Origin of the sequence: Microbacterium sp. MF43, from assembly GCF_012847295.1 — a bacterium.
Classification (GTDB): domain Bacteria; phylum Actinomycetota; class Actinomycetes; order Actinomycetales; family Microbacteriaceae; genus Microbacterium.
This window is the reverse complement of the sequence record NZ_JABBDY010000003.1, coordinates 707,074-721,231: the sequence shown is the minus strand read 5'-3', so window position 1 is coordinate 721,231 and position 14,158 is coordinate 707,074. Positions and strand designations below refer to the sequence as shown.

Sequence of the window (14,158 nt, the reverse complement as noted above, 5' to 3'; positions counted from 1 at the left end):
CGGCGGCTCCGACCTCACCGAGACGTTCGTGCTGCAGCCCTTCAGCTTCGGCTTCCAGATCCTCGGCCAGCTGATCGTGGCGCCGGGCGGAACCGAGCTCATGCGGGTGCAGGGAGGCCTGTACCTCAACATCTCGATGAACCCGCCGACGCCGTCGATGGACCTCTTCCTCACCGGCACGCTCTCGTTCGGATCGGGTGCGGCGCGACTGGAGTACGGCTCGGTCACCGGCGTGCTGATGATCTCGACGCGCACCGACAACGGCGCGATCCCCGGCGTCGCCGGCAGCATCCGCGTCGCGAAGGGCGTCAACATCGGCCTGCCGAACGTGGGATCGCTGTTCTCGGCCACCGGATCGGTCAGCGTCATCTTCAACACCACGCTGGCCGATCAGACGTTCGTCGTGCCCAACGCCTTCCTGCCGCTGCTGCTGCCGGGCCAGGCGCCGGTGTTCTACATCCCGAAGTCTCCTCCCGGCATCGACGGCCAGCCCGACCCGACGGCCCCCGCGGGCGGCGCGATCTACATCGTCGCCAGCATCCAGGCCGAACTCACGATCGGCGGGGCGTTCACGCTCACGGGCTTCGTCGGCATCACGGCGGCGATCGACCCGAACGGGACCGCCTACCTGAAGGTGGACGGCATGGTGGGCACGACCATCCCGTACCTGGGGTCCCTGACGGGCGCGCTCAACCTCGCCGTGTACGTCGGAGCGCAGACCGGTGTCGTCGGCCGTGTGCAGCTGACGCTGGGGGTCAACTCGATCCCGGGCCTCACGCTCAACGGGCAGTTCCTGCTCGAGATCAACACGTTCGCGAGCGCACGTCAGATCCGCACCTTCGTCGTCGAGTCGCAGACCGTCAACGGCGTCACGGTGTTCGGCGGGTTCCAGCGGTCGGGCGGACAGCTCGTCGTGGCGAACCAGACGATCAACGTCGTCTCGGGCTTCCGCCTCGAGATGTACGGCTCGCTCAAGGTCATGAACGTGCTCGACATCAACGGGCATCTGGTGCTGACAGTCGGCGCGAACGAGATCAGCCTGCTCGTCAACGGCGCCGCGTCGCTCGACGTCTTCGGCAGCGTGGTGCTGCGCGACAGCGGCTTCCGCATCAACAGCAAGGGCCTCGTCGCCCGCCTCGACCTCTCGCTCGGCGCCGGGTTCGGCGGGTCGGTCGGACTGGGCTTCTCGGTGAGCGCCGTGCTCGCGATCAACACGACGGGAGCCGCCGCGACGTTCGGCTCCACCCAGGTCGCCCCCGGGTTCCTGCTGCGGCTGGACGGCTCGATCGACTTCCTCGGCTTCGCCCGCGGCAGCGGCTTCGCCGAGATCCGCATCGCGGCGGGAGCGTTCGAGATGCGGTTCGGCGTCGCGTTCGACCTGGCCGGCCTGCGGTTCACCGCCAACGGCGTGGCCGGCATCTACAGCGACGGCTTCGTCATGTCGGTGGCGGTGAGCGCGTCGGCGGATGCCTTCGTCTTCAGCCTCTCGGCCAACGGAACGCTCCGCATCAACACGACCGGAGTGGTGCGCGCCGGGGTCGACCCGGGCTTCAAGCTCTCGCTGACCGGCTCTGTGACGCTGCTGCGGCTGTTCAGCTTCAGCGCCGGGTTCACGATCGAGGTGGGCAAGACGAGCTCGACCGACTCGACGTTCGCTGCGGGCGACTGGTACCTCGACGCGTACGCCGGCCTGTCGTTCTTCGGCTTCGGGCTCTCGGGCACGATCTTCCTCAACTCCGACGGCAACTTCAGCCTGACCCTCTCCGGCCGCATGCAGCTCGGCGGCTCGTTCATGGGCATCCGCGGCGACTTCCACCTCGAGATCTCGTTCCTCACCCACGAGCAGAACGGCATCGTCTGGTACACGCTGTTCATCGGCGGCGGCGCGAGCGTCGAGGTGTACTTCGACTTCAAGCTGTTCGAGATCAGCCTCGGCGTGGGCCTCGACCTCTCCGTGAGCGCCGACTCCCGCGACGCCGACTCGAACGGCGACGTGCCGCTGCGCTTCCGCATCACCGTCCGCTTCAAGGTGCTGGGCACGTGGTACTCGCGCAGCGACACCTTCACGATCGGCTCCGTCCGCTTCCCCGTCGTGCCCTACCTGGCAGGCAACGGGACGACCTACTCCGGCACCGACGCGTACAAGAGCCTGCGCGAGTGGCGCGCGACCGATCGCGACCTGTGGGTCAACGTCGGCGGCTCGGCTCAGCGTCTCGCGCGGAACGTGTCGGTGAACACGATCAACGAGACGGTGTTCATCGAGCAGATCGGCGGCCTGAACGCCGGGCTGGCGACGATCCGGATCACCGCGTTCGGTCACACCCGCACCTACGCCAACGTCCAGCGCATCCATGCCTACTTCGGCGACGGCGTCGACAACGTGGTGATCGATCCGAGCGTGCAGGTGCCCGTCACGATCGACGGCGGCTCGGGCGACGACACGATCGTCCTGAAGGGCTCCGGGTCGGGCAGCGTCCTGAGCGGTGGGACGCAGAACGACACCATCACCGTCGAGGGCTCCGCATCGGCGACCGTCAACGGCGGCGACGGCAACGACCTCCTGCGCCACACCGGCACGGGCGCTGTGACCCTGCGCGGCGACGGCGGCAACGACATCCTGCTCGGCAACACGATCGCCGACGTGCTCGAGGGCGGAGCCGACAACGATGTGCTCTCGGGCCTCGCGCGCAGCTACGACGGCGGCGACGGAGACGACATCATCACCGCCACGGCGGCGGTCTTCACATCGCCCGACACCCACGTGGTCACGGGCGGCAACGGCACCGATCGTCTGATCCTCGTGCTCACCGGCGGCTCCGACCGGCTCACCGTCGCCAACCCGTCCACCGGCGTGCTGCTCCACACCCTGGGCGACCTCAGCCGCACCACGTCGGGCATCGAGAACCTCGTGATCGACGCGGGGGCCGGCGCAGACCAGATCACGCTCGCCGACGTCACCGGCAACGGCTCCGGCCTCGCGACCGTCGAGATCGCCGTCGGCGCCGGCAGCACCGACATCGTCACGATCATCGGATCGGCGACCGGCGGCGACAGCTTCGCGATCGCCACCGACGGCGCGCGGACGCGCATCATCCGGTCGACGGCCTCGTCGTACACGGTCTGGATCGACGGTGCCGTCCGCGGCCAGGGCGACTCGCTCATCGTCGACGGGCGCGGCGGCGACGACACGATCGACGCCTCGGGCGTCTCGGCGGACCGCCTGGCGTTGACCCTCATCGGCGACGCCGGCAACGACCGGCTCATCGGCTCGCCCTTCGCCGACCTGCTCGACTCCGGCCTCGGCGACGACACCGTGACGGGTGGGCTCGGCCTCGACGCCTTCGCCGACGAGGGCGGGTCCGACACCCTCGTGGAGTCGTTCGCGAGCGGCGACTTCGGCCTCTACCGCAACCTGTTCGTGCACGGGCTCGCCGTCGGCACCGACTTCGGCGTCGGCTCCGTGGCAGAGAACCTCCTCGGCATCTTCGAGACGGCGCGGCTCACCTCGACGGGCCCGGGCGCCACGACCGTCCTGGTGGGCGACGCGGACGGCACCGTGCTCATCGCGGGCGTCTCGCGCGCGGCCGACCCGTGGACCGGCACCGCGTACATCGACGCCGGCGCCGGTGACGACGTCGTGCGCGTCGAGCTGACCCGCTCCACCGGAATCGCGGTGCACGTCACCGACGGCGCAGGGTCCGACCGCCTCGAGGTGTGGGGATCGACCGCGCCGGACGACCTCATCGTCGACACCGTCGCCGCCCCGCCGTCCGGAACCCAGGCGAACCGGGTCCGTCGCGTGTCGTTCGACACGGCCGGTGCGATGACGACCCTGGGCACGATCACCCACGGCGGCGTCGAGCTCGTCGAGATCCGCACGCTCACCGGCGGCGACCGCATCGCCGTCCGCGCCATCGCGGTGCAGCACCGGATCTACACCGGCGAGCACACCGACCGGATCGCCGTCGGCTCGCAGGCCGCAGGAACGGGCACGACGAACACGGCGTGGACGAACAGCGGGGGCACGGTCAACGCGATCAGCGCACCGCTCGTGATCGTCGGCGGCACCGGACCCGGTGCACTCACCGGCGCCGACCTGCTCTCTGTGGACGACAGCGGCGACACGTCGCCCAACGTCGGCAACCTGACGTCGAACACGCTCACGGGGCTCGGCATGAGCCACGGCATCACCTACTCCGAGCTCGAGCAGCTCACGATCGACCTGGGCTCCGGCGGCGACACCTTCACCGTCCACTCGACGCACACGGGCACGACCGCCATCACCGGGAACGACGGAGCGGACACCGTCATCGTCCGGACGGTCGCGGGCTTCACCTCGATCGACACCGGCGCCGGGAACGACGTCGTGCGCGTGAGCTCGACGCTCACCGGCATCGGCGGCGTACTCACCGGCATCGCAGCACCGCTGACGCTCACCGGCGGCGACGGCATCGACGCGCTGTATCTCGACGACGCGGCCGCCCTGCTCGACCGCCTCGGGGTCGTGACGTCGGGCTGGATCGCCGGTCTGGGGATGACCGGTGGCGCCCCGCGCCCCAGCCTCGTCCAGGTCGTGACCGTGAGCGGTGCGGTCGGCGGCCGATTCACGCTCACCGTCGCTGGCGTCGGCACGACCGGGCAGCTGGCATTCGACGCCACCGCCGCGCAGGTGCAGGCGGCTCTCGCCGCCCTCGTCGGCTCGGCCAACGTCGTCGTGACCAAGGCCGGCACCCGCTGGACCATCGCATGGACCGGCGCACTCGCCGGACCCGCGGGCGCCGCACGCCTCCTCACCATCGGCGCGGTCGCCGGACACGCCCTCGTCGCCGCGCCCGGCAAGGTCGTCGTCACCGCGGTCGAGCGGATGACCGACGGGCGGGTCGACTACGCCACCTTCGAGTCGCTCGACATCGCGCTCGGCGCAGGCTCGGACGTGGTCAATGTCGACTCCACCCACGCGGGCACGACGACCGTGCACGGCGGCGCGGGCGCCGACCGCGTCTTCGTCGAGGCGATCAGCGGCGCGACGACCATCCACGGCGACAGCGGCGACGACTGGCTGGTGGTCAACGCGGCGCCGGGGCCCGTCGGCGTGAACCCGATGGCGGGCAAGGTCCTGGCTCTGGACGGCGGAGCGAACTCCGACTACTTCCTGGTGGACCTGTTCGGTGCGGGCAACAGCCGCATCAACACGTTCGACGTCGCGGACGGCGGCACCAACGTGCTGATCGTCAACGGCTCCGCCCTCAACGACACGTTCCTGTTCCGTCGCAATGCCACGCGCTCGCTCATCGGACTGCTCTCGGGCGGCGTGCCCGGAGCCGGACCGTTCACGACGGTCGAGAAGGTCACGTACGGCCAGGAGATGACCGGCGGCGTCGTGGTGAACGGCCGCGCCGGAGACGACACCTTCGCGTTCGACGACACCGGGTCCGTCCTGACCGTCAACGGCGACTCGGGCAACGACCGGTTCCGGTTCGGCCAGCTGTACACCGCGTACATCGCAGACCCCGAGTTCGCGGCATCCGGATTCTTCGCCTCCACCCGCGGACTGCTCACGCGCGGCGTCTCGTTCACCGCGTCCGTCTATGGCGGCACCGGCGACGATGTCTTCGAGGTGTTCCGCAACGTCGCCACCCTCAACCTGTACGGCGATGCGGGCGACGACACCTTCGTGATCCGCTCGTTCGCGGGGGAGTCCGAGGTCACCGCCCTCAACGCGGGCGAGGGACGCAACTTCATCGAGTACGCGTCGAACGCACCCGTCAACATCGACGGCGGCTCGGGATACGACCTCGTCGTCATCATCGGGACGGAGCTGCACGACACCTTCGTCATCACCGCGAGCGGCGTCTACGGCGCGGGCCGCGTCATCCGCTACATCAACGTCGAGAAGGTGTCGATCTACGGCATGGCCGGCAACGACGTCTTCCATGTGCTCTCGACGAACCCCGCGGTCGAGCTCTCGATCTTCGGTGGTCTCGGCTCCGACCGCGTCGAGGTCGGCAGCGCCGCTCCCGCGGTCCAGGCCAATGACCTCCTCGGCCACACCGGCCTGGTGCGGCATTCGGTCGAGAGCACCGTCGCCAACAGCGCCTGGGCGCTGCTGCGCGTGGACGGCATCGCCACCGAGATCATGGACAACGACGAGCCGACGGTGGTCGTCGCCCCTGTCGGGGGATCGCTCACGCTCACCGAGGGCGGCGGCAACGGCACGCTGACGGTGCGGCTGACGAAGGCGCCGACCACAGAGGTGAAGGTCACGCTCGTCGGACCGGCGATCGACCCCGCGTCCACCAGCCGCGCCCGTGCGATCGAGCTCTCGATCGACGGCGGCGCCACCTGGCAGACCTCGGTCACCCTGGTGTTCGCCGCCGGCGACACCGGCCAGCGCTCGGTGCTCGTGCGGGCGATCCAGGACCTCGCCGCCGAGGGAGCGTGGTTCTCGCCCGTCGACGCGATCGTGACCGGCGGAGCCTACGCCGGCGCGCTCGTCGCGACGACGTTCGTCCGGGTGCTCGACGACGACGCTCCCGAGGTGCCGGTGGTCATCCCCGACGGCGGCGTGCGGGTCATCGAGCCCGCCGCGGGCGCCGGCGGATCGAACGCGTCCTACGAGGTGCGCATCACGTCGGTTCCGCGAGGACCGGTGACCGTGGCCCTCACCGCGCCGACCGGACTTCAGCTGTCGCTCGACGGCGTCACGTGGACCACCACCCTTACGCTGACCTTCGCCGCCGTCGGCACACGCCTCGTGCAGGTGCGGGCGATCGACGACACCGTGGTCGAGGGCCAGCACGTGCAGGCGATCACCGCCGTCGTGACCTCCAGCGACCGTCTCTCGGGCACGGTGGCCGGGGCGGGCGGCCTGCCGGGCGAGTTCTCGTTCACCGGCATGACCGCCGTCGCCGGCTCGCTGAAGGGCCACCTGATCCGCATCACCAGCGGGGCGGGCGCCGGCCAGGTGCGCCGGATCTGGGACAACACCGCCTCGACCATCGAGATCGAGGGCGAATGGGACGTCGCGCCCGGCACCGGCGCCGCGTTCGTCATCACCGGCTACACCGCCCCCATCACGACCGCCGAGCTGGTCGGGACCGTCACGGCCATCTCGGGCGACCACCGCACGGTCACGCTCAGCGGCGTCGTGCTCCCGACCACCGGCGGGGGACTGGCCGGAGCGCTCCTGCGTCTCGTGGACGCGAACGGCACGGCGAGCTACCGCACGATCGCCGGCAACACGGCCACCACGATCACCGTCGTCGACCCGTGGGGGGCCGGCACCTTCGTCCTCGGCGCCAGCCGTGTGTACGTCGCCGAGCTCGCCGGTGTCGTGGTCGACCGCGTGAGCGTCCTCGTGCATGACGGCGACTCGGCGGGCGTCGTGATCACGCCCGTCGGCGGCGACATCCGCCTCGTCGAGGGCGCGACGGGCTCGCAGTTCGGGGCCACCGGCTCCTACACGGTCCGCCTGACGAAGGCTCCCGTCGCCGGCGAGACGGTCACGGTGCGCCTCGACGCGATCGCGACCTTCACGCTCGACATCGGCGGACCGGACTGCCGCCTGCCGAACGGCTGCCGCACCGCGCAGCTGGAGTTCTGGAACGGCTCCGCATGGGTGAGCGCCCTCGCGCTGACCTTCACCGCGGCGAACTGGTCCGCCGAGCGCACGGTCATCGTCCGCGCGATCGACGACAGCGTCATCGACGGCGACGACGTCCAGGAGTTCGCCGACTCGGCACGCCGGCTCCACCTCATCCAGGGTCCGCTGTACGTCTCGGGCGGCGACGACCCGAACCCGCCGGTCCAGCTCGAACTGGACGACTACCTGCCGATCGTGCTGCCCGGCGAGTCCTCGGGAGGACCGCTGCCCGTCACCGGCAGCACCGCCGACGCGATCGAGACGGCTCAGGTCGACACGCTGGTCGTGCACAACGAGGACAGCCCCGCGAACGACACCGGCGTGCTCACGCGCGACCGCATCACCGGGCTCGGCATGGCGGGCGACTACTCTCTCGCCGGGCGCCCCGTCCTCGGCGGCATCCGGTACACGCAGTTCGAGGACCTCACGATCCTGCTCGGCTACGGCGACGACCAGTTCACGATCGAGAACACCCACGCCGGCACGACGACCGTCGACGCCGGCCCCGGTGACGATCGCCTCACGATCCGCACGATCGACGGACACACCCGCGTCATCGGCGGTCCGACGAGCGCCGCCACACCGCTGCTCGGAAGCACCGACGACGACACCTTCTTCGTGGGCACCGCCTCGGGCATCCTCGACCTGCTCGCGGCGCTGCTGGTGCTCGAGGGTGGCGTCGGGCGCGACGTGGCGAATCTCGACGACTCCGGCGACGCGAACAGCAACCTCGGCTGGCTCACCCAGGACGCGCTCACCGGCCTCGACATGGCGCCCCGCGCAGGACTCGACGAGCTGGGACGCCCGCTCGACCGCCTGTACGCCGTCACTCCGCGCGGAGGATCGTTCACGATCCTGCTGTCGCAGGTCCAGGGCGGGGTGGCGACCGGCATCGGCGCCGTCACCTTCGCCGCGGGCACCTCGGCCGAAGCCGTCCGCTTCGCGCTCCAATCGCTGCTCTTCCCGCGCACCCCGGGCGCCGACCCCGGCGTCTCGATGAGCTGCGGCGAGGAGGGCGCGACGCAGTGCGCAGCCAGCGTCTACGTGTGGCTCGTCGGAGGCACCTACCTCATCGGCTTCCGAGGCGAGGTCAACGCCGACACGACGCAGCCGGTCACGGTCGGACTGTCGGCGCTGGGCGCGACGGTGACGGATGCCGCCGCCGACGTCGCGGCGCGGGCCGGCATCCGCTATCACGGCCTCGAGGTGCTGAACCTCTCGCTGGGCTCGGGGCACGACGTCCTCAACGTGCGCGGCACGCTGCCGATCACGAACGTCTCGTTCGGTGCGGGCGACGACCGCGTCTACCTCTCCTCGCGGGCCGACGTCGGCATCGACGCCAGGCCGCACTTCCTCGCGGGCGACCTCGACGCGGTGCAGGGAACGCTCAACCTCGCGCTCGGCACCGGCCGCCACACGCTCCTCGTCAGCGACGAGGGCGCGCGCGTCGGCGACGTCGGTGTGCTCATCACCGACGTCGCGAACGCCGCACGGGTGCGCGACGCGAACCTCGCGGCCGACGGCGAGATCTTCGTGGTGGGCCTCGCGTCGGCCGGCATCTCGTGGAACGCCGCCGCGACAGGGACCTTCGCCGACGGCATCCGGATCTGGACCAGCGGCCGCGCGGACACCATCACGATCGACGGCACGCACACGCGCGCCGGAGTCCGCACGACCACCTGGCTGAACACGGGCCTGGGCGACGACACGATCACCGTGGACCTGCAGGCGAGCGAGGACGGATTCTTCGTCCTCAACACGCAGGGTCCGAACGACAACGTCCTCGGCCTGGGGGCCGCGCTCGACGACGGCGACGAGCCGGTGCGTGCCGACGTGGTGGTCGAGATCCGCGTGAACGGCGTGCTGGTGCCCGCGCTGCGCTGGGTCTCGTCCACGATCCTCGACACCGTGGGACTGTTCGACTCCCTGCGCCCCGGCGACATCGTGACGGCGACCCTGCACCTTGCCTCGTGGGCGGTCCAGACCGGCGGCTCGTTCGACCTCGGTGCGACCGGAGACCTGGTCGGGTACCGAGTGTGGGTCAACGGGCGGCTGCTCGAGGCATCCGAGATCTCCCGCACCGGCTCGGTGCTGACCTTCGACGCAGCCCTCCAGCGCGACGGGACCGCCGCGCACGTCGTGGTCGAAGTGACCCGCACCGCGACCGAGACCTTCACGATGCCCGCCACCGGCGCGATCCTCCCGGCGGGAACCACCGACGACGACGTGGTCAACGGCCACGCCTCGACCCTTCCGCTCGTGATCTTCGGCGGCATCGGCGCGGACCGTCTGCACGGCGGCACCGGCGGGGACATCGTGTTCGGCGACCGCGGCCTCGTCCAGTGGGTCGACGGCACCGGGGCGGTCGTGGCGCAGTCGGGCAACGGCGGCGTGGACGACTTCACCGACGGCCTGGTTCGTCCCCTCGGCCTGGTCATCACGGTCGACCCCACGATCGGCGGCGCAGATGTGATCACCACCGGCATCGGTGCAGACATCGTGCTCGGCGGGGCCGGTGGCGAAACCATCACCGCGAACCGCGGTGAGACCCCGGGCTCGCCCGACCGCACCGGCATCGTCTTCGGCGACCACGGGCTCATCGACTGGGTGAGCCTGGACGGCGATCCCGCCGACCTCGACCGGGTGTGGTCGATCGACCCGGCCTTCGGCGGGGCGGACACGATCACGACGGGCACCGCCGACGACCTCGTGGTCGGCGGCGCCGGCGGCGACACGATCGCCGCATCCGATGGGCGCAACATCGTGCTCGGCGACAACGGCCGTTTCACCGCGTCGCCGACGCCGACCGTGGCGACGCCCGCGTGGGGCACGCTCCCGCTGACGGCGGGCTTCGTGACCACGACCGACGCGGGCATCGGCGGCGACGACGTCCTCACCACGGGCGCCGGAATCGACCTCGTGCTCGGCGGTGCCGGTGGCGACACCATCGCGCTGGGCGCCGGGGCCGACATCGCGCTCGGCGACCACGGGCGCCTCGACCTCGCGCACCTCGGCGGCGCGCTCAACGTCGTCAAGGTCGCCGTGAGCGACAACGCCGTCGGGGGCGCCGATACGGTGCGCGGTCAGGCGGGTCAGGATCTCCTCGTGGGCGGCGCCGGCGCGGACCGCGTCGACGGCGGCACCGAGAGCGACCTGGTCTTCGGCGACAACGTCTCGCTGGATCGCACGTCGAGCTTCGGGAACCACACCAGCCAGCGGTTCCGGGTGCTCTCGGGCTCCGCGATCTACAGCGTCGCGCTCGGCACCGCCGGGAACGTGCTCGTCACCGTCACGTGGCACAGCAACCCGACGGGGCCGACGGCCTGGAGCGACTTCCGGATCACGCTGCTCGATCACGCGGCATCCACCACCGGCAGCGTCTTCGGAGACGACTACCTCGCCGGCGGCGCGCACGACGACATGATCTTCGGTCAGCTCGGCGACGACGTCATCCAGGGCGACGGTTCGATCGACGAGACCGCGGGCGCCTCCCGCAACGCCGCCGGCGACCTGGTGCTCGACCCGTCCGTCGAGTCCGCGAGCGATGGCGATGACTACATCGAAGGCGGCGGCGGCACCGACGTGGTCTTCGGAAACCTCGGCCGCGACGACATCATCGGCGGCAGCTCGGACTTCTTCGGCCTCGGCGGCAAGGACCTGCGTCCGGACGCCAAGGACTACCTCTTCGGCGGCGCCGGAACCGCTGTCGTGCGCAACGACGCGACGTCGCTCCACGGCCGCGACTCCGACACGATCGTCGGCGACAACGGACGCATCCTGCGCCTCGTGGGCACGAACAGCGGCGCCGGCGGCGGGTTCCTCACCTTCACCTACGACACCTACGGCGAGAGCGTCCGTCTCCTGCCGCGAGCCGTCGAGCTGCTCGACTACACGCCCGGCGGACCCGACCGCGTGCCGGCCGCGCTGACCGGCGACATCATCGGCAACGACGAGATCCACGGCGAGTCCGGCGACGACACGGTGTACGCCGGGGCCGGACGCGACGTGGTGTTCGGCGACGCCGGAGACGACGACCTCATCGGCGGATGGGGCCACGACTGGATCTCGGGCGGCACGGGCATCGACGGCATCCTCGGCGACGACGGGCGCATCTTCACCAGCCGCAACGGCTCCACCGAGGTCCTCAACGGGGTCACGACGCCGAACGTCCAGGTCGAGATCACGACCCCCGGCCGCGTGCAAGTGGCGACCCTCTTCACGGCGGGCAGGCTCACCAAGAGCGTCGACCTCACGCCGTTCGCCGTGAACGGGGTGTTCGACGACACGCTGTACCGCGCGTTGTACGCCAACGACGTGCTCTTCGGCGGCTGGGACGGCGACTTCATCCACGGCGGCTCGGGCGACGACGCCGTCTCGGGCGCCGAGGCTCTCGCGGTCGGGTACTACGACGCGAGCGGCGGACGCAGCGACTTCGCGCGGCCGTTCAACGACGGCACGCTGCTCGGCTTCGACACGACGGCGGGAGAATTCGCGCTCTACGACGAGTACGCACCGATGCGCCGCATCGTCCTGAGCGGCGGCGACTGGTTCCTGAACTTCAGCTCCACCGAGGGCTGGCTCGACACGGTGGCCGCGACGACCCGCACCGACGGCGACGATGTGCTCTTCGGCGATCACGGCAACGACTGGATCGTGGGCGGCACCGGCCGCGACACACTGTGGGGCGGCTGGGGCAACGACCTGCTCAACGCCGACGACGTGCTCACGACGGCAGGGGGCGAGAACACCTCGCCCGACACGAATGTCTCGTACGAGGACCGCGCGTTCGGCGGCGCGGGGCTCGACGTGCTGATCGGCAACACCGGCGGCGACCGACTGATCGACTGGGTGGGGGAGTTCAACAGCTTCCTCGTGCCGTTCGCACCGTTCGGCCTCGGCACCGTGAGCCGCCAGGTCGCCCCCGGGCTCTACGACTTCCTCTACCGGCTGTCGGCCGCCCAGGGCGCGGACTTCACGATCGCGCAGGACGCGGGCGAGATGACCGGTCCGCGCAACGGCGAGCCGTACGGTGAGATCGGTCTCGTCACGCAGAAGGACCCGTACTGGCAGGACCAGACCGGCGGCCCCCGCGACCCGCAGCCCGGCAACGTGCCCGGCGGCAAGCGCGACGTGCTGCGCTCCGCGGCCTTCAGCACCAGCGCCACAGACGGGTTCTTCGCCGACTCGGGTGTCTTCGCCGTGGAGAGCGGGACGCTGACCGTCACGGCGACGGCGACCGGCGGTGACGCCACGGCGGTCTACTACATCGACCAGTACCTGCCGATCTACTTCGAGGTCCACGCGCAGGTGTATCTCACCAAGCCCACCGCCGGGTGGAAGGCGAACGCCTTCGTCATCTTCGACTACTTCTCGCCCACCGACTTCAAGTTCGCCGGCGTCGACCAGTCGACGAACAAGCTCGTGATGGGGCGGCGCACGGCCACCGGCTGGTGGACCGACGTGCAGGCGAGCGTCCCGGGCGGCGTGAAGTACAACAAGTGGTACTCCATGCTGGTGGCGGTCAACGGCACCACCGTCACGGTGCTCCTCGACGGCGTGGCAGCCTTCACCCACACCTTCGCCCCGCGTCTTGTCGACGGCGCACCCGTCGGATTGAACAAGGGCTTCGTGGGAATGGGCTCCGACGGCGCCCGCGGCAAGTTCGACAACATCTCGGTGCAGGTGCTGCCGCCGGCGATCACACTGGACCGTACCGACGAGTTCACCGGACCAGGCATGGTGACCGGCGAGCGCGGCACTTGGACCACCGCGTCCGGTGCGACGACCGGAACCGCGACGGGCGGCACGGCGGCAGTCGCCTTGGCGTCACTGGGCGCTGTCCTCGACGCGAACTCCTACCTCGAGCTCACGACGGTCGCCTCCCTCACCGCGGGATCGCGGGCCGGAATCGTCTACGACTACTACAGCGCGACCGACTACAAGTTCATCGTGCTCGATCACGCCGCCCAGGCCGTCATCTTCGGTCACGTCGCCGGCGGCCAGACGACCGTCGACGAGCGCGTCGCACGTACGCTCACCGCGGGCACCGCCTACACCCTCGTCGTCACGATCAAGGGCGCCTCGGTCTCGCTCACGGTCAACGGGGCGTTCGTGCTGTCCCGCGCGTACAACGCCGCGCTGGCCGACGGTCGGTTCGGGCTCGTCGTGGCCGCGGGAAGCGCGAGGTTCGAGTCTCTCCGGGTGCGCACCGACGGCTACAGTCCGCCGGCCGCCGCCTCGACGCTGCTCGGCCCCACCGGTACGACCACCACGACGGGCGCCACCACCACGACGGGCACGACCACCACGACGGGCGCGACCACCACGACGGGCGCGACCACCACGACGGGCGCGACCGCCCCGACGTCGCTGACCAGCACGACGTCGGTGACCAGCACCTCGACCGCGTCCTCCCCGACGACGGCGACCGTGACGTCGATGGACTCCGCGCCGGCTCCCGCGCCCGCGCCGGGGATCACCGCGACGACCGAGGCGGCCCGGCCGGGGCGCCCCTGA

The 14,158-nt window shown here is 70.8% G+C and carries 1 protein-coding gene (cut by a window edge); it reads left to right on the top strand.

Translation table 11 applies throughout. The features are described 5' to 3' along the window. Window positions 1-14,158, top strand: the end of a protein-coding gene (locus HF323_RS11810; protein WP_169582750.1) for a hypothetical protein. The gene continues 23,294 nt to the left of window position 1, outside the view; the window shows 14,158 of its 37,452 coding nt (coding positions 23,295-37,452); its start codon lies beyond the left edge, outside the window; its stop codon occupies window positions 14,156-14,158.